This window comes from Rhodopseudomonas sp. RCAM05734 (genome assembly GCF_052658035.1).
Genome location: NZ_CP199742.1, coordinates 4,831,449 through 4,849,601 on the forward strand (window position 1 = coordinate 4,831,449; position 18,153 = coordinate 4,849,601).

The window sequence follows — 18,153 nt, forward strand, 5'->3', positions numbered from 1 at the left end:
GATCAGCGCGTCATCGACGCGCAGCACATGGCATCAACCCGGCGCGGCGGCCATCATATGATCTGCATCGTGGCGATGGTTCTCAGTGGCCCCACGTCGCAGGAGCCAGGCGCCGGACAACTTTCAATGATCAAAGCTCTTGCTGAAGCAGCACTGAAGGGCGAGCCGGAATCCGGATTGCCCAATCACGTTACTTCGACAGTGTTTTCGCGGCTTTTTCGATCACGTCGGCCACGGCTTTGTGCTGGCTCATGAAAAGCGCGTGACTGGCTGAAACCTTCGTGATCTGTGCACCGATGCGCTCGGCCATGTGAATCAGCATTTTCTGATCAAAAGCCTTGTCTTCAGTCGCGATCACCGCCCAGCTGGGCTTGGACCGCCACGCTGCATTCTTAAGCTTCACGCCGAACGCCGACATGTTGATCGGGACCTGCGCATCCCGCAAAAACGCAGCGTCTGAATCGTTCAAGTCATGGGCAAAGCCAGCCTTGAATTTTTCCAGGCTAACGAAGCCAAAACCATCGTCTGTCGTGTCGATGACAAACTGGGACGCGGGCGCAAAGCCTGCATACTGCTGAGCAGTGGTTTCTCCGGCGTCTGGCGAAAGAGCGGAGACATAGACAAGCCCTGCCACCTTCGCATCAACGCCTGCTTCGGTGATGACCGTGCCGCCCCAGGAGTGTTCGACAAGGATGGTCGGGCCATTCTGTCGATCCAGCGCACGCTTGGTGGCAGCGACATCGTCTTCGAGGGAGGTGAGAGGATTTTGAACGATAGTCACGCGAAAGCCGCGATGTTTCAACTCTTCGTAGACCCCGCGCCATCCCGAACCATCGGCGAATGCACCGTGCACAAGCACGACATTTCGAACGGCCTTGCTGTTCGGAGTGGCATCTGCTGCACGTGCCGGCGTCATGGCAAACAGATTTGCCGCGGCAACCGTTGCAACCAGGATTCGTCCGATCTCAAAGCTCATTGGCATATCTCCAGGGTATCTGTCATTGCTATGGGATAGTTATGTTCAAGGGTGAGCAGGCGGATGACTGCCGTCATCCTTCGGGGTGAGAAACCAGCCATCAGCCAATTTCCAGGTTGATGATCTTTCCCTGCTTCACCGTGAATGCGTAATTGAGCGTTGCGGGACTGTTGGGAAATCGCCCTGTCACAGTCGCCCTGACAAGGATCTCCTCGCCCGCAATCACCGTCTCCGTTGGTATGGCGACGTGATGATACTTTGCCTTTGCCGCTGTCCACCATCCACGGATTGCGGCGGCGCCCTCGTGGCGCGTGCCTTCGTCCATCACTGAGGCATTGTCGGAAAAAACCGCCAGCATGGCGTTGAGGTCATTGTGCCTGTCTGCCTCAAAGTACGCCTCCGCCACGGTTGGCAGATCCATTATCTCTTCTCCTCTCGAACATTCGGAGCGACCTTTAACAATTGGCCATTCGATAAAATAGTTGGACAAACTGGGACAAGAGGTCGCACGAATCTCGACACGCTCGCGGCTCCGGATTGCCGTGTCACGAAGCGTATCAGCGGTCGACGAAGCCGGCCCGATGGCTCCAAGCGCGGTGAGCAACGCTCGGGCGCGGGACGTTAACTTGAGACCATGCATCAAACTGGCCGTTCGCATGGCGCGCGAAAAGGCAGCGAAGCGCCACGCCTGCTTCGCTGCGATAGGTCGCACAGGACGACGGTGCGAGATCAACTCACCGCCACTCCCTTAACGGATCATTAAGAGTCGCAGAGGCACGTTATTACCGTAGAGATAGTAGAACTTTCGCACACACCTTAGGCGACCAAGTCCGCCAGCGAGGATGTTCGGTGCTCACTGCGTCCAACAGCGCATATCAGAAGTCCGCCGACGATGCCGCGGTCGCGCTGCTGCGCGGTGCGGCGGCGAAATCCAGTGCGGCTTCGGCCAAGACCAACGCCGACGCGGGCGACGTCAATTCCGCCAACCGCGGCCCTGCGGTCCAGAAGAATTTGTCGGCTTCCGCGCAGGCCATGTCGCTGCTGCAGAATTCGCTGAACGCCCTGCGGCCGGCGCTGGACGGCGATGTCGCGACCGCGCTCTCCGATCAGTTGGAGAAGACCCGCGATGCGCTGACCAAGCTCGACGACGCCAGGCAGGGCATGATCGGCGATCGCAAGGCGGCGGCCGAACAGAAGCTGGAACTGGCGCGCCAGAAACTGGCATTGCTGCGCATGATGGGCGGCGATCCCAAGGCAATCATGCGTCAGGCCAAGGCCATCGCCCAGGAGATCAAGGGCGCCGCCAACGAATATAGCGAGGCGCTGAAAGCCCAGGGCGGCGAAGGTGCGTCGAACGCCGCGGTGCCAAGCGATGCCGTCACCGGCTCCGCCGACCCGGCCGCAACAGCGAGCGATGCGACGTCAACGACAGGCGAGGCTCCGGCGGTGGCCTCCCCAGCCGATGCGACCGCAAAGACGGCCGCGCCTGAAGTCGCCGCGCAGCCGCAGAGCCCGGCCGACAAGGCCACGGCGGAAGCGAAAGACAACCAGCATGAGCACGACGTGCTGGAAGCCTTCAAGGACGCTGCCCGCGCGGTCAAGCACTTGATGGAAGAAGCCGCGCGAAAGCTCAAGGCTCAGCATCCGGCCGACCCCGAAGCCGACGGCGCGGCGCAGACCGGCGCAGCCGTGGACAAGGCCGTCGGCGAACTGGCGGAAAACATCCAGATCAGCCAGTCCGGCGGCGCCGATGCCGCACTCGCGACGGTGATGGTCGCGGCGACGCCGACCATCGACGTGCAGGCCTGACGCTCCGGCCTCGGCTTTCGGGATATCGCCGACGCATCGCCAGTGTCATTGCTGCAGGAGGCGGCGCCGGACGCCGGTGCTGATCCCCATTCGTATTTTCCAGTATAACCTGCTATCTGCACGGCCCCGACGCGTTGCGGTCCGTTGCTGTGCCGCGCTCCTGCCGCAATATCGGGCTTGTTAGGCCCATCCCTGTCCGACCCCGGCCGAAGATGAAAGACCTGCGACCGCAGCCCCGGGCCACGCCCCGGGCCCCCTCCAGATGGATCGCGCTGCTGACCGCGGCGGCGCTGCTGATCGCGCAGCTGCCGGCGCGCGCCCAGGAAAACCGCGGCCCCAGGCTGCTGCGCGATGCCGAGATCGAGCAGCCGCTGCGCGACTACACGCGGCCGATCCTGCGCGCCGCCGGGCTCGAGAAACAGAATATCCAGGTCGTCATCATCAACGATCCCACCTTCAACGCCTTCGTCGCCGACGGCCGCCGCATCTTCGTCAATTACGGCGCGCTGATGCAGTCGCAGACCCCGAACCAGCTGATCGGCGTGCTGGCCCACGAAACCGGCCATCTCGCCGGCGGCCATCTGTCGAAGCTCCGCTCGCGGCTGGCGGAAGCGCAGACCCAGATGATCGTTGCCATGCTGCTCGGCGTCGGCGCCATGGTGGCCGGCGCGCGCAGCGGCAATTCCAACAACGGCGCCGGCAATATCGGCGCTGCCGCGGTGAGCGCGCCGAGCGCGATCCTGCAGAGCACCATGCTGTCCTACCAGCGCCAGCAGGAGGAAAACGCCGACCGCGCCGGGGTCAAGTTCCTCACCGCCACCGGCCAGTCGCCGAAGGGCATGTACGAGACCTTCAAGCGGTTCTCCGGCGACAGCCTGTTCGCGGCGCGTGGCGCCGACCCCTACCAGCAGTCGCATCCGATGCCGCGCGAGCGCGTTGCCGCGCTCGAAGAGCTGGCGAAATCGAGCCCGTACTGGGACAAGAAGGACGACCCTGCTTTGCAGCTGCGCCACGACCTGATGCGCGCCAAGACCTCCGGCTTCATGGAGCAGCGCGATACGGTCTATCGGCGCTATCCGCCGTCCGACGTCTCGCTGCCGGCGCGCTATGCGCGCGCCATCGCCACCTATCGCCATGGCGACCTGCGCGACGCCGCGGCGCAGATCGACGCGCTGATCGCGGTGCAGCCCAACAACCCCTATTTCCATGAATTGAAGGGCCAGGCGCTGCTCGAAGGCGGCCGGCCGGCAGAGGCCGTGGCGCCGCTGCGCAAGGCGGTGCAACTGTCGAACAACGCAGCCCTGATCGAGATGCTGCTGGGGCAGGCGCTGGTGGCCTCCGACAACAAGGCGACCACCGACGAAGCGATCCGGATCCTGCGCGCCGCCGTCGCCCGCGAAAGCGAAGCGCCGATCGGCTACTCCCAGCTGGCCATGGCCTATGGCCGCAAGGGCGACTATGCGGAGGCCGATCTCGCCTCGGCACAGGCTGCATTCTTGCGCGGCGACAACAAGACCGCGCGCGAACTGGCCTCGCGCGCCAAGGCCCGCTTCGCCATCGGCACCCCCGGCTGGGTCAAGGCCGACGACATCATCGCGGCCAAGGGGCCGGGATCGAAGGATTGAGCGTTACCGGTCGTTCGCATCCGCGAAGCCGACCAGCACGACTTCCTCGCGCTTGCGGCGGAGATGCGCAGAAACAACGGCAGCGCTGAGACCTATCGCACTCCGGTGAGCGAGTGTACTTCGCTCACCGGAGGCTTGTCATGTCGCCCTGCCCGCTGCGGTCAGGACGGCTGCTTCAGCGCCGAGGGCGCCAGATCCTCGCTCTTCAGCTCTTCAAGCCGGCGATGGCGGGTTTCGATGCCCAGCGCCGCGACGGTGATGATCTGGATCACCAGCAGCCCGATCATCAGCGACATCACGCCGGCAACGCCGCGGGCCTCGAACAGCATCACCACCAGGAACGGCGTCACGATGGTGGCGCCGCGGCCCAGGGTGTTGACGATGCCCGACGCCCGCAGCCGCACCTCGGTGGGGAACAGTTCGGGGATGTAGATGCCGAACAGCAGCGCCACCAGCACGTAGATCGGGATGGTCAGCAGGAAGCCCACCGCCGGCAGCAGGATCGGGTCGGAGATCATCGGATAGATGATGCCCAGCGCCACCGTGATCAGCGACGAACCGATGATGGTCGGCTTGCGGCCCCAGCGATCCGCTGTCAGCGCGCCGATGGCCGAGCCGATCGGGGCGCCCAGTGCCATCAGCAGTGCGTAGCCGAACGAGGTGGCGATGCTCAGCCCCTGCTTGATGAAGAAGACCGGCAGCCAGGTGACGAAGCCGTACAGCAGCGTGTTGATGGTGATCAGGCAAACCGAACCCACGATCATGCGGCTCAGCAGCGGCTGCGTGAACAGCGTCGCCAGATCGCCGGACGGCGCCACCGCGGGCGCCAGCGCCGGAGCCGGCAGCGGTTGGCCCTGGGCGGCTTCGCGCTCGATGCTCTGCATCAGCGCTTCCGCCTCCTCCTTGCGGCCGACGGCTTCGAGCCAGCGCGGCGATTCCGGCAGGTTCTTGCGCAGATACCAGACCACCAGCGCACCGATGCCGCCGAGGATGAACATGGCGCGCCAGCCGAATGCCGGTACGATGATCGACGCGACCAGCAACGCGGCCGGCAGGCCGGTGACCACGCACACCGCCATCAGCCCGAGCCACTTGCCGCGCGACTTGGCGGGCACGAACTCGGTCATGGTGGAATAGCCAACCACGTTCTCGGCGCCCAGCCCGACGCCCATGAAGAAGCGGCAGACGATCAGGATGGTCATGTTGGGCGCGAAAGCGGCGGCGAGCGAAGCAAGGCCGAACAGAAGCAGGTTGAACTGGTAGCTGAAGCGGCGGCCGAAACGATCGCCGAGGAAGCCGGTGCCGAACGATCCCACCATCATGCCGACGAAGGTCGCCGAAATGAAGATTGCATTCTGGCCGAGTGTTGAGAATCCGGTCTTCAACGTCACGCCGAGCACGGTGCCGGCAAGATAGATGTCGAAACCGTCGAAGAACATGCCAATGCCGATCAGTGTCATGATGCGGTAGTGGAATGGTCCGATCGGAAGCCGATCGAGGCGGCCTCCGGCGTTGACTGAAGCTGACATTGGCGTTTCTCCCGTTGTGTTGATGGTGCGGACGGCTGCGTCTCTTTGGACTTTTGGCAGCCGCCCGATTCGATCTGTTAGTTGAGGCGCTTCTGGCCCGCCGTGTCGCGGTACCAGTCAAAATCCTTCTCAGCGGTGGCCACCATGACGCTCTTGGTGTTGAAGTGCGTCTCGAAGCTCTCGGTGCCGAATTCGCTGCCGATGCCGCTGTCGTCGACGCCGCCCCACGGCGACGCCGGATCGAGCCGGTGATGGTCGTTGACCCAGACGATGCCGGCGCGAACGCCGGCGGCGACGCGGTGGGCGCGGCCGACATTGCTGGTACGGATCGCGGCAGCCAGGCCGAACGGCGAGTCGTTGGCAAGCCGCAGGGCGTCGGCCTCGTCCTTGAACGGCGTCACCGAGGTGAACGGTCCGAAGACTTCTTCCTGGAAGATGCGCATGTCGGCGCGGACGTCGGCGAACACCGTCGGCTTGACGAAGTAGCCGCCCTGATGACCGGGCACATCGGCGGCGACGCCGCCGGTGACCAGCCGCGCGCCGTCCTCGTTGCCGAAACGCGAATACATCAGCACGCGATCGCGCTGTTTGGCGGAAATCACCGGTCCGAGCTGGGTCGCCGGATCAAACGGGTCGCCGATGCGGATCGACTCCGTCTTGCGCTGCAGCTTCTCGACGAATTCGTCATATATCGTGTCCTGCACGATATGCCGGGAGGCGCAGACACAGGTCTGGCCGGCGCCGATGAAGGCGCCGAACGCGGCGTAGTTGACGGCCTGATCAATATTGAAATCGTCGAACACCATGACCGGCGTCTTGCCGCCGAGTTCCATGGTCTGGTGCGCGAACACTTTTGCGGCAGCGCTGCCAGCGATGCGGCCGGCTTCGGTGCCGCCGGTCAGCACCAGCTTGTTGATGTCGGGATGCTCGGCCAGCATCTTTCCGGCGCTCTGGCCGAGGCCGAGCACGACGTTGAATACGCCTTTCGGCAGGCCCGCGTCGGTGAAGATCTGCGCCAGCTTCAGCGTTGTCAGCGGGGTGTATTCCGACGGCTTCACCACGGTGGTACAGCCCGACGCAAGCACCGCGGCCAGCGACTTGCACATGATCATCAAGGGATGGTTGAACGGCGTGCAGTTGGCGACCACGCCGATCGGCGTGCGCAAGGTGTAGTTCAGGTAATCGCCCTCGACCGGAATGACCGAGTCGCGCCGCGACAGCGCTAGTCCGGCGAAGTACCGGAAAAAGTCAGGCAGGCGTCCGAGCTGGGCGCGGGTCTCGTTGAGCGGGCGACCGTTGTTCAGGGTCTCCAGGCGATACAGCGTGTCGAGATTGGCCTCGAAGGCATCAGCCAGCCGGTTCACCAGGCGGGCGCGGCTGCGGATATCCATCCCGCCCCATTCGCGGCCTTCGAACGCCGCACGAGCGCTCTTCATGGCGCGGTCGATGTCGGCGGAAGTCGAGTTGGGAATCCGCGCGATGATCTCGCCAGTCGCCGGGTTGCGCACATCGAGCAAAACGCCGTCGCCAGCCTCGATCTGCTTGCCGTCGACAAAATTGCCGTGGGTTTCGACGTCTGAGACTGTCGGTGTTGCGGGGCTGTTCATGGCTAATCTCCGTCAGATGATCACCGCGTTGCGGGCAAGCGCCGGCAGCACGCGTTTTTCGGTTTTCTGAATGTGGGCCCGGATGATGCGGGCGGCGGCGCGGCCATCGCGGCGCTGCATCGCGTCGATCAGGTCAGCGTGTTCGGCGACGAGCTGCGCGGGGTCGTGCCCCTTGACGTTGGCCAGGCTGACGCGAACGAGGCGGTCCGCCTGCCCGATCAGGTCGCAGGCGGCGACCGCCATGCGGCGGTTGCCGGAGGCGTAGGCCAGCGCGGTATGGAACGCGCGGTTGTAGGTGATGAACTCCTCGCGGTTGCCGACGAAGGTCCGGAACTCGTCCAACGCCGTCAGCACTTCGGCGGGCGCATGTTCGATCGCCTCGGCGACGCAAGCCGGCTCCAGCGCCAGCCGGAAACGCAGCAGGTCGCGCGCATCGCCCAGCGAGATCGGGTTGACCCGGTAGCCCTGGCGCGGCTGCACCGTCACCAGATGCTCGCGCTCGAGCCGCAGCAAGGCCTCGCGGACCGGCTGGCGGCTGACCGCATAACGCTCCGCGAGATCCTGCTCGCGCATATCATCACCCGGCGCAAACCGACAGGTCAGGATATCATCACGCAGCAAATCGTAGATATTGTCGCGCAAAAGCATCGTTAGAATCCAATTCTCAGCCAATTTATCTCACGCGTGAAATATCACGTCAACCGGGAAATGGCTTGAACTTGCCGCAAATCCCCGTATCACTGGATCGTGCGATCGAACCACCGAGGACTTCCGATGAACCAGTTATTCGCCGACGGCACTGTCAACGCTGAGGTTTTGGGCGAAGGCCCGCCGCTGGTGCTGTTCCATTCGCTGCTCTCGGACCGCGCCAGCTTCGACCGCATCGCGCCGTCCCTCGCCCGGCGCTTTCGCGTCATCGTTCCGGAGCTGCCGGGCTTCGGCGCGTCACACTCCGTCGAAGGCGGGCTGCCCGCGGTGGCTGATCGCATGGCCGCGTTCGTGCGCGAGGCCACGGCTGGCGAGGACGCCATCGTGCTCGGCAACGGCTATGGCGGCTTCGTCGCGCTGCAGATGGCCATTCGCCATCCGGGGATCGCCAGCCGCCTGGTGCTGGCGGATTGCGGCGCGGCGTTCTCCGAGCCCGGCCGCGAGGCGTTCCGCAACATGGCGGCCGCGGCGCGGGCCAAGGGATTGGCCGCGATCACGCCGGTCGCGATGCGGCGGCTGTTCGCCCCCGACTATCAGGAGGCACATCCCGAGCTGATGCGCGAGCGCGAGGCGGCGTTTCTGCGCACCGACATCGAGGTGTTTCACGCCGCCTGCACGTCGCTGGCCGGGCTCGACCTGCGGCCGGAGCTAGCGAAGGTGACGGTGCCCGTGCTGGTGATGGTCGGCGATCAGGACGAAGCCACGCCGCCGCCGATGTCGGAGGAGTTGAGCGTGCTGTTGCCCGATGCCCGCCTGCATGTGCTGCAAGGCTGCGCCCACGTACCGCCCTTGCAGGCTCCCGAGGCGTTCCTCGAAGCCATCGCGCCATTCCTGACTCACGGCGCAGAGATCCGCGCCGCCTGACGGTGCGCGACCGTTGAAGCGCGCCGTCCGCCTGATGCGATCTCAACCGAAGTTGCCACCACCCAGCGCCACGCCATCGAGGCCGTCTTGCGGCAGGCCGAGATGGTGCAAGGCGGTGGGCGCGAGGTCGATGATGCGGCTTTCCGTCGTCACCACCTGCCCCGCGGCAAAGCCGTTGCCGACGATCATCAGCGTGGGATTGGTCTCGTAGCGGCCGAGCCCGCCATGCATGCCGCAGTCGCGGCGCACGGCGTCCTCGTCCTCGGAGAAGCGCACCGCCATGACGGTGAGGCCGGGAATGCCGTTGCAATTGCTGCCCGGCGATTTTGCCATGTCGACGGCGAGCACGTCGGCGGCCGGGATCTGGCCGAGCGCGGCAAGGTCTTCGCCGCGGATGATGCGCCCTGCCCAGGATTGCTGGCCGAGCCAGTCGGCGACCTCGTCCCGCCGGTTGAGGGCGTCGTCGCCGAAGTGAATGAAGGCCGAGGATCCCTGGCAGGCCACGACGAGGTCCGGACTCTCCAGTTCGGTCTTGAAACCCGCCTCGAACAGGCGCCGTTCCACCGGCACGACCTCGGTGACGGATTCATGGCCATGGTCGGAGCCGACCATCAGCAGCACGTCATGGCCGCGATCCCTGAGCCGCGCGACGGCTTCGGCGACAGCACCGACGTGGTTGTCGACCGCGCGCAACGCCGCGAGGTGCTGCGGCGAGCCGAGCGGAAAGGCGTGCATGGTCTTGTCGGGTTCGGACAGCCACAGCGTCGCCACCGAGGGCGGACGCTCCAGCAGAATCGAGATGAATTTTTCTGTGAGAACGGCGTCGCCGACAGCACCTGCGGGTGCGTCGATCGGCGGCAGCAGCGGCACCCTGCCCGGGCGATAGCTCAGCTCGCGGTGATACAATTCGGCGTGGGCATCGGCGTCGTGAAACCAGGCCGCGCCCGGCGAGACGTTGGAGCACAGCAACGCGCCGTGCAGCTCCGCCACCCGCGCCGACAGCGACGGGCGCAGCAGCAGCCGGCCAAAATGATTGCGATAGGTGTCGAAGAATTCTGGTCTGCCGGCGTCGTGCAGCTCATGACCGCCGGCGACGGGCAATCCCACCATGTTGCCCCGCAGCCCATGCGAGACCGGCCAGCAGCCGGTGGCAATGGAGGCTGACGACGCCCGCGTCGCCGACGGAAAGATGCCGCGATGGTCAGCGAACCAGGTACCGGCCTTGCGCAGCCGCGCCATGTGCGGCGTCGTTTCTTCCGACACGAAGTCCGGCCGGTTTCCGTCACAGATGACGGTGACGACGATGGGGTGTGACATGGCTGCTTCCGTTCCGAGCTTAGTCGTCGAGGGTGGGATCGAGGCGGTCGCGCAGCCAGTCGCCGATCAGCGACACCGCCAGCGTGGTCAGCGTGATCGTCACCGCCGGCGCCAGCATGATCCACGGCGCGCTGCCGACATAGTCGCGGCCGTAGCCGACCATGTTGCCGAGGCTGGTCATCGGCGGCTGCACGCCGAGGCCGAGGAACGACAGGCCGGATTCCAGCAGGATGACTTCAGGAAACACCAGGGTCATGGAGACGATCAGCGTCGAGACGATGTTGGGCAGGATATGGCGCAGATAGATCCGCGACGGCGTGGCGCCGAGCTGCCGGACCGCGGCGGCATAGCCCTGCTTGTTCGCCGAGATCGCCAGCCCGCGGGCGATGCGCGCGTAACGTTCCCAGCCGTAGCAGCCCATCAGCCCGATCAGCAGCGGCAGCGAGGTGCCGAAGAACGCCAGCACCGCCAGCGCCAGAATCAGAAACGGCATGCTGGCCTGAAAGTCGGCCAGCATCAGCACCGCCTGCTCCACGAACCCGCGAAAATGCGCGGCGAGGAATCCCAGCAGCGTGCCGACCACCGCGGAGATGGCCGTCGCACCGAAGGCGATCAGCAGGGAGATGCGGATCGAAAACATCAGGCGCGACAGCACATCGCGGCCAAGTTCGTCGGTGCCCAGCCAATGCAGCGCATGGCCGGGCGGCGCCAGACGGTTGCGCAGGTCCATCTTGGTCATGCCATAGGGCGCCAGCGTATCGGCCAGCAGCCCGATGGTCAGCATGGCGACCAGCCAGACAATGGCGATCACGACGGCAGCCGGGATTTTCGGCCATGTCAACGTTGGCTTTGCGGTGCGTTCCTCGGGAAGTGACAGATCCGCCATCTCAATGCGCTCCGGCCGCCTGCGGGCTGCGCAGGCGTGGATCGAGGAAGCCGTAGAGGAAATCCACGATCATGTTGGACGTCACCATGGTGGCGGCGACCAGCAGCAGGATGCATTGCACGACCGCGAGATCGCGGTTGGCCACCGCGACGACGAGCAGCCGCCCTACCCCGGGCCATGAAAACACGCTCTCGACGACGACGGCGCCGGCGATCAGGCTGCCGACCATGAAGCCGACAATTGTCACCGTCGGAATCGCGGCGTTGGGCAGCGCATGCGACAACACGACGGTCCGCCACGACAGGCCCTTGGCCGACGCGGTGCGGATATAGGAATGGCCGAGCACTTCGAGCATGGCGCTGCGGGTGAAGCGCGCCAGCACCGCCGCGCCGCCGATGCCGAGCGTCGCGATCGGCAGAATGGCGTGGCGCCAGCTCTCCTGCCCGCCCGACGGCAGCCAGCCGAGCTGGACGGCAAAGATCAGCACCAGCACCAGGCCGAGCACGAAGCTCGGCACGGTAAAGCCGACTACGGCACCGATCATCACCACGCGATCGATCCAGCTGCCGCGATTGAGCGCCGCGAAAATTCCCGCGGGAATGCCGATCGCGAGCTTGATCAGCAATGCCGGGATCGTCAGCGCCAGCGTGGCCGGAATCCGTTCCAGCACCAGTTCGATCGCCGAACGGCCGTCGCGCATCGAGCGGCCCAACTCGCCCTTGGCGATGGCGCCGAAGTAGTTGACGTATTGAATCCAGATCGGATCGTCCAATCCCCACGCCTTGCGGAACGCGGCGATCACTTCGGGCGGCGCCTCCGGGCCGAGGATGATCAGCGCCGGGTCACCGGACATCCGCAGCACGACGAACACGAAGGTGACGACGAGCACGATGGTGATCAGGGCCCGCAACAAGCGGATCGCGAAATAGCGTGCCATCAGTGCAACGCTCCGGCGCGCGCGGAAGAACCCGATCCGACCTGATGGCAGGCCACGCTGCGGCCAGGCGCGACTTCGGCGAGGTCAGGCGCCTCGACGCGACAGCGCGCGAACGCGATGGGGCATCGCGGATGGAAGCCACAGCCCGCAGGTTTCGCCGCGGGATTCGGCGGCTCGCCGGTCAGCACGATGCGCTCGGCCTTGCGCCGGCCTGGTGTCGGCGAGGCCGACACCAGCGCGCGCGTGTACGGGTGCTGCGGCGAGGCGAACAGATCGTCGGCGTCGCCGAGTTCGACCACGCGCCCGAGATACATCACCGCGACGCGTTCGCTGATCTGACGCACCACCCGCAAATCGTGGCTGATGAACAGCATGGTCAAATTCAACTCGGCCTGCAGATCGGTCAGCAGATTGACCACCTGGGCCTGAATCGAGACGTCGAGCGCGCTGACCGGCTCATCGCAGACCAGGAAATCCGGCTTGGTCGTCAGCGCCCGCGCCAGCACCGCACGCTGGCGCTGACCACCCGACAGTTCATGCGGATAGCGCTGTCCGATGTCTCGCGACAGCCCCACCCTGCGCATCAGATCCGCCACCCGCGCGGCGCGCGATGCCGCGTCGCCGATGCGGTGGATGTCCAGCGGCTCGCGCAATTGGGTGGCAATCGGCAGCAATCGGTCGAGGGCACCGAGCGGATTCTGGAAGATCATCTGCATGCGCGCACGCGACGCCCGCCAGGCCGTGCTGTCCAAGGCCGCCAGCGGCGCGCCGTCAAAACCGACCGCTCCCGCATCGGGGTTTTCCAGACCGAGCACCAGCCGGCCGGTGGTCGATTTGCCCGAACCGGATTCACCGACCAGGCCGAGGGTCTTGCCGCGGGGAATCGCAAAGCTCACCCCGTCGACCGCACGAACCTCACGCGCATGTCCGAACATGCCGGCTTTCATCCGATAGCTGCGCACCAGCCCGTCAACGCTCAGCAGCGGCGTGGTCATTCCGCCGCCTGGACGTAACGATGCGCCGGGGCCGCACGGTCGATGACGCAGGCGATCCGCCGGTTGTCGGCGATGGCGCGCAGTCGCGGCGGGATCTGGCATGGCCCGCCCGCGAAGTCGCAACGCGGCGCAAAGGCGCAGCCGGTCGGCATGGCTTTCGGGTCCGGCACGGTGCCGGCGATGGCCGTCAGCCGGCGCCGCGGGCCGTCCATGGTCGGTAGCGATCCGACCAGTCCGGCGGCATATGGATGGCGGGGATCGTCGAACAGCTCCGCCGCCGGCGCTTCCTCGACAATGCGGCCGGCATACATCACCGCGACGCGGTCGCAGTTTTCCGCGACCACGCCGAGATCGTGGCTGATCAGCACGATGGCCATGCCGGTCTCGCGGCGCACGCGCCAGATCAGTTCGAGAATCTGCGCCTGGATCGTCGCGTCGAGCGCTGTGGTCGGCTCGTCGGCGATCAGCAGGTCGGGATTCCCTGCCAGCGCCATGGCGATCATGATGCGCTGGCTCTGGCCGCCGGAGAATTCGTGCGGATAGGCCGACAGCCGGCGCTCGGCGTCGGGGATGCCCACCAGATCGAGCAGGCGTTTCGCTTCGGCGTGGATCGCAGTTCCCGACAACCCGCCATGCAAAGCGAGGCTTTCGCTGATCTGCCGGCGGATGTTGAGCACCGGGTTCAGCGCGCTGGCTGGATCCTGAAAGATCATGGCGACCTTGCCGCCGCGGATCTTGTCCAGGGCGCCCGGCGATGCGCCGAGCAGTTCGGCGCCTTCCAGTTTGACGCTGCCGCTCACGGTGGCAGTGTTCGGCAGCAGGCCGAGCGCCGCCAGCCAGGTCACCGACTTGCCGGAGCCGGACTCGCCGACGAGGCCAATGGCCTCGCCGCGACGCACTTCAAGGCTGACGCCGTCCAGCACCTTCACGCCCTTGAAGGCGACGGTCAGCGCGTCGATCGCGATCAGCGGCTGCATTGCTCAGCTCCCGAAATTGCCGGGACGGAAATCCATCGCAAAGGCCGGAGAGGCTTTCCATTTGATGGATTTCGGCTTTGCGGTGAACGTCGCGTTCTGGTGCAGCACCGTATAGGCGGGGTCCTCGCGTTCGAGGATTTCGAGCATGCGGCGGAAGGCAAGGCGGCGCTTCGGACGATCCGTCGAGGTCTCCAGCACTTCGCACAGCGCATTGGCTTCGACGTTGGCGTATTCGCCGATCTGCTGCTGCTGTCCGTTCGGACCATGCTGGGCCACGATCGACGACACCGGATCGTTGAACGGCGCCGAATTCGACCAGTCGCGCACGGCGCGGGTCGGCGTCCGCTCCATGATCTGGGTCCAGTTTTCCTTGGTCTCGATCTGGACGTTGAGGCCGACCGCCTTCCACATCTCCACCAGCACCTGCGAGGTCGGCACCTGGTTGGTGTAGTAGTTGTTGAGCAGCCGGTACGGGATCGGATCGCCCTTGTAGTTGGCCTGCTTCAGCAGATCCTGCGCCAGCTTCGGGTTGTATTCCGGCACGGTCCAGTCGGCATGGAACATGTCGCCGTAGAATTCCCACTGCAGCCCGTGCGGCACCCTGGTGCGGCCGGCCCACAGGCTGTCGACGATGGCCTGGCGGTCGATGGCATGGGTGAAGGCGCGGCGTATCAGCGGGTTGGCCAGCTGCGCATGGTTCTTGTCGAACACCGTGAGGCGGTGATTGGCGATGGTGCCGCCCTGCACTTCGAAGCCGGCGTTCTTTTCGATGCCGGCAATCTGGTCCGGCGGGATATCGCAGGCGAACTGGTACTGGCCGGACACCAGGCCGTTGACCCGGCTCGACACTTCCGGCACCTCGACGAAGCGGATCTGCTTGATCGGCGGGCGACCGCCCCAATATTCGTCATGCGCCACCAGCGTCAGCGATACGTCGGGTCTGTACTCCGCCACCATGTACGGCCCGGTGGTGATCGGCTTGCGCGCCCAGTCGAGATAGCTCGCGGCCTCTTCCCAGCCACGACGGCTCATGATGTCGGATCCGGACCGCGACAGCCGGCCTTCCAGCGTGACGTCGGGCGTGGCGTTGACGAAGCGCACGGTGTATTTGTCCACCGCCTCGACGCGCACCAGGTCGGGCCAGATGCGGCGCGCCACTGCCGGAAGATCGCCCGGCAGTTCCTTGCCCGGGCGCGGCGTCGGGATCTGCTCGGTGGCGCGGATGGTGCTGCGGTTCTTGGCTTCGGTGTTGGCGAACATGCGCTCGCGGCTGAACGAGAACACCACGTCCTCGGCGGTCATCTCGTCGCCGTTGTGGAACTTGACGCCCTGGCGCAGTTTCAACTCGACGGTCTGATCGTCGACCCGGCGCCATTCGGTGGCAAGGCCCGGCGTCATGCGCAGATCGCTTCGCCAATCCTTGCCGATCAGGGCTTCCCACAGCGAGGAGTAGAACACCCGCTCGCCGACATTGGACTGCTCGCGCAACACGTCGAGTGTGTTGGAGTTTGCCACCTTCTGCACCGCGATGGTGATCGACGGGCGGTTATCGGCCTGCGCAATCGAAATCCGCGGCAGAATGAACGCACCGGCGGCGCCGGCGCCAAGGCTGAGAATCGAACGGCGATTGGGACGAAGCATGACGCGTTCCTTTGGCATCGGATAACAACAGGCAGCAGACGCGGACGACGACGGGATCGCGCTAGCCGGCGATACCGAGCGCCTCGAGATGCGCGGCGCCGCGGCGAATATTGAGCTGGTCCTTGACCTCGATCAGCAGCCGCGGCCGCTGCGACAGGCGGCCCAGCGCCCGGAACACTGCCATCCAGTTCACGGTGCCGTCGCCGGGCAACCAGTGACGATCCGAGTAGCCGTCGGCATCCTGGATGTGCACATGGGCGAGATCCGCACCGGCGGCATCAACATAGTAATCGACCGGCGGCGCGCCGGTGGACACATGCGCGTAGTGCGCGTGCCCGGTGTCGATCGACACGCGAACCGCGACACTGTTGAAACTCCGGGCGAGGAGCACGCGCGCCATCGGGTCGATGTCTTCGATGTTCTCGATGACGAGCTCGCAGCCGATGCCCTCGGCGCGTTGCACCACGTCCCTGAGCGTCTGATGCACGCGTTCGGCCAGCGCCTCGCGGGAACCGGGATTGATATCCAGGTTATTGTAATCCCAGGTGGTGAACGGCGAATGGATCACCATCTGCGTCGCCCCGATCGCCTCGCAGGCATCGAGCCCCTGCAACAGCCGCTTGGTGACGACGGCGCGAATGAGCGGATCCTGGCTGTCGATCTTGAAGCCCCAGAACGGACCGTGCATGCCGAGCCGGCCGGTGTAGCCGTCGAGCAGGCGGCGAACGTCATCGGCCACCGCGCGCCAATCGCCGTCGAGCGTCTCGCTGCTGAAAAAATCCTGAATTTCCAGATCGCGCTGCTTCTCGAGAATCCAGTCGCGATGAATGGCAAGCGTCTTTGTCGTCAATGCTGCGCCGACGACGGGCAGTTCCATTGTGGCTATCATGAATGTCCTCGGAGCCGAACTGCGTTCTATCGACGCAGTAGCTAGTCGAACGACGTGACGGCCTCATGAAAGCGCAGTGTCTATCCCAAGCATCCGGATTGCCGCGGCATGTCCCGCCGGGAACCGCAGCCGATCAAGACGTTGTGGACGTGGCCCCGATCGCTTTTCGCGATCTTGCGCCGGTGCTGGCTCGCACCGACACATATGCAATTGCGCATCCCGGGCTTGCACGTCAGGCGACCGGGCCGTCTGACGTGCATGCCGGAACAGCAATGGCCGGGGTTGCCTCAGGCATCCCCGCATGCGCTACAGCGCGATTTCCATCAGATCCTTCGCCACCACGATCGGGCCGCTATAGTGCTTGCGCGCACCTTCCATCCACATCTCGTCCGTGATCGAGTCGATATCGCCGGGCACCAGATGCGTCATCACCAGCTTCTTGACACCCGCGGCCTGGGCGATGCGGCCGACATCCTCGGTGGAGGTGTGCGATGCCAGCAGGTGCTCTTTCAGGGTCGCGGCATTCTTGATCCGCCCCGCCAGGGCATCGACGCCCGGCAGGTATAGCGCTTCATGGATCAACAAGTCGGCACCCTTGGCAAAATCCGCCAGCGCCGGATTGTAGGCGGTGTCGCAGGCATAGACGATCGCGCCGTCCGGGGTGTCGAAGCGAAAGGCGTAGTTGTTCTCCAGAATCGGCGGATGCGGGGTGCGGAGCGCGGTCACCTTGACCTTGTCGTTGCTCATGATCGGGCCCGACTGGGTGATCTCCTTGACCACCAGAAGCTTGCGCGGATCGGGCTTGCCCTCGTCAGGCATGCGGATTTCAATGTCGGCGCGGTTGCTTTCCCAATAGGCCTTGGTCAACGCGTCCAGTCCGACCGGACCGAACGCCTCGATCGGGTGATTGAGCCCCACCGACCAGGCGCCGTCGACCATGTTGCCGAATTCCAGCACGTGATCTGAATGCATGTGCGTGACAAACACATAGCGGATGTCCGGCAGCGCGACCTTTGCCTCGGCGAGCCGTTTGGCGACGCCATAGCCGCAATCCACCACATAGGGGACATTGTCCACGAGCAGTACGTTGGCCGGATTGGAACGCCCGGTGGTGATACGCGGGCCGCCCTTGGTGCCGAGAAACACCCAGCGGGTTCGCTTGGCCTCGGGGGCAGCCTGCGCAGTCGCGACTGGCAGTGCAAAATGGCTGGCCGCCGCGCCCATCATGGAGAGTTTCAGAAGTGTACGTCTGTCGATAGTCATCAAGTCGTCCTCGGGATTGAAATTGTCGAACGGGGCGATGGCGCTTTCGGTGTCAGCGTCATCGGGGGGGGTCTTGGTCGCCTGCTGCCCACAAATTATGATGGGAGCAGCGAGGCGCTTCGTTGACGCA

The 18,153-nt window shown here is 65.1% G+C and carries 16 protein-coding genes; 3 read left to right on the plus strand and 13 right to left on the minus strand.

The window, feature by feature from the left end; all coding sequences use genetic code 11:
- Positions 1-190 precede the first annotated feature (190 nt).
- Together ACUXVA_RS22745 and ACUXVA_RS22750 are read right to left on the minus strand one after the other, a co-directional pair.
- A complete protein-coding gene (locus ACUXVA_RS22745) occupies positions 191-976 on the minus strand; it encodes an alpha/beta fold hydrolase (protein ID WP_445488251.1) in 786 nt (261 codons plus the stop codon).
- A 100-nt stretch (positions 977-1,076) separates the two neighbouring features.
- Positions 1,077-1,397: a nuclear transport factor 2 family protein gene (locus tag ACUXVA_RS22750; protein ID WP_265078265.1), complete on the minus strand. Its 321-nt coding sequence runs from the start codon at positions 1,395-1,397 to the stop codon at positions 1,077-1,079.
- 428 nt (positions 1,398-1,825) lie between these two features.
- Between ACUXVA_RS22750 and ACUXVA_RS22755 the strand changes: the two genes are divergently transcribed.
- Both ACUXVA_RS22755 and ACUXVA_RS22760 read left to right on the plus strand, forming a co-directional pair.
- Positions 1,826-2,785, plus strand: coding sequence for a hypothetical protein (locus ACUXVA_RS22755; RefSeq protein WP_445488254.1), 960 nt, complete (start codon positions 1,826-1,828; stop codon positions 2,783-2,785).
- A gap of 212 nt (positions 2,786-2,997) precedes the next feature.
- On the plus strand, positions 2,998-4,410 hold the full coding sequence (locus tag ACUXVA_RS22760; protein ID WP_445488256.1) for a M48 family metalloprotease: 1,413 nt from the start codon (positions 2,998-3,000) through the stop codon (positions 4,408-4,410).
- Between the two features lie 161 nt (positions 4,411-4,571).
- Here ACUXVA_RS22760 and ACUXVA_RS22765 read toward each other — a convergent pair whose 3' ends face one another.
- The 3 genes from ACUXVA_RS22765 to ACUXVA_RS22775 form a co-directional block, all read right to left on the minus strand.
- Positions 4,572-5,939, minus strand: coding sequence for an MFS transporter (locus ACUXVA_RS22765; RefSeq protein WP_265078262.1), 1,368 nt, complete (start codon positions 5,937-5,939; stop codon positions 4,572-4,574).
- A gap of 77 nt (positions 5,940-6,016) precedes the next feature.
- Positions 6,017-7,546 (minus strand): aldehyde dehydrogenase, encoded by a 1,530-nt coding sequence (locus ACUXVA_RS22770; RefSeq protein WP_265078261.1) that lies wholly within the window; start codon positions 7,544-7,546, stop codon positions 6,017-6,019.
- A gap of 12 nt (positions 7,547-7,558) precedes the next feature.
- Positions 7,559-8,194 (minus strand): GntR family transcriptional regulator, encoded by a 636-nt coding sequence (locus tag ACUXVA_RS22775; RefSeq protein WP_265078260.1) that lies wholly within the window; start codon positions 8,192-8,194, stop codon positions 7,559-7,561.
- 126 nt (positions 8,195-8,320) lie between these two features.
- On the opposite strand from ACUXVA_RS22775, the gene ACUXVA_RS22780 reads away from it, so the two are divergent.
- Positions 8,321-9,118, plus strand: coding sequence for an alpha/beta fold hydrolase (locus ACUXVA_RS22780; RefSeq protein WP_445488259.1), 798 nt, complete (start codon positions 8,321-8,323; stop codon positions 9,116-9,118).
- Positions 9,119-9,160: 42 nt separating this feature from the next.
- Here the strand turns inward: ACUXVA_RS22780 and ACUXVA_RS22785 are convergent, their stop codons facing one another.
- From ACUXVA_RS22785 to ACUXVA_RS22820, 8 genes are all read right to left on the minus strand, one after another.
- Positions 9,161-10,435: an alkaline phosphatase family protein gene (locus ACUXVA_RS22785; RefSeq protein ID WP_445488261.1), complete on the minus strand. Its 1,275-nt coding sequence runs from the start codon at positions 10,433-10,435 to the stop codon at positions 9,161-9,163.
- 19 nt (positions 10,436-10,454) lie between these two features.
- Positions 10,455-11,321, minus strand: coding sequence for an ABC transporter permease (locus ACUXVA_RS22790; protein ID WP_265078257.1), 867 nt, complete (start codon positions 11,319-11,321; stop codon positions 10,455-10,457).
- Between the two features lies 1 nt (position 11,322).
- On the minus strand, positions 11,323-12,258 hold the full coding sequence (locus tag ACUXVA_RS22795; protein ID WP_445488263.1) for an ABC transporter permease: 936 nt from the start codon (positions 12,256-12,258) through the stop codon (positions 11,323-11,325).
- Positions 12,258-13,253: an ABC transporter ATP-binding protein gene (locus tag ACUXVA_RS22800; protein WP_265078255.1), complete on the minus strand. Its 996-nt coding sequence runs from the start codon at positions 13,251-13,253 to the stop codon at positions 12,258-12,260. The genes ACUXVA_RS22795 and ACUXVA_RS22800 overlap by 1 nt, the downstream gene beginning before the upstream one ends.
- Entirely contained in the window at positions 13,250-14,230 is a 981-nt protein-coding gene (locus ACUXVA_RS22805) for an ABC transporter ATP-binding protein (protein WP_265078254.1), read from the minus strand. Before ACUXVA_RS22805 ends, ACUXVA_RS22800 begins: the two co-directional genes overlap by 4 nt.
- Positions 14,231-14,233: 3 nt before the next feature.
- Positions 14,234-15,871 (minus strand): ABC transporter substrate-binding protein, encoded by a 1,638-nt coding sequence (locus tag ACUXVA_RS22810; protein WP_445488266.1) that lies wholly within the window; start codon positions 15,869-15,871, stop codon positions 14,234-14,236.
- Positions 15,872-15,932: 61 nt separating this feature from the next.
- Positions 15,933-16,748 carry a sugar phosphate isomerase/epimerase family protein gene (locus ACUXVA_RS22815; protein ID WP_445488268.1) on the minus strand — a complete coding sequence of 272 codons (816 nt, stop codon included), beginning with the start codon at positions 16,746-16,748 and terminating at the stop codon, positions 15,933-15,935.
- A gap of 318 nt (positions 16,749-17,066) precedes the next feature.
- Entirely contained in the window at positions 17,067-18,023 is a 957-nt protein-coding gene (locus tag ACUXVA_RS22820; RefSeq protein ID WP_265078251.1) for an MBL fold metallo-hydrolase, read from the minus strand.
- Between the last annotated feature and the right edge of the window lie 130 nt (positions 18,024-18,153).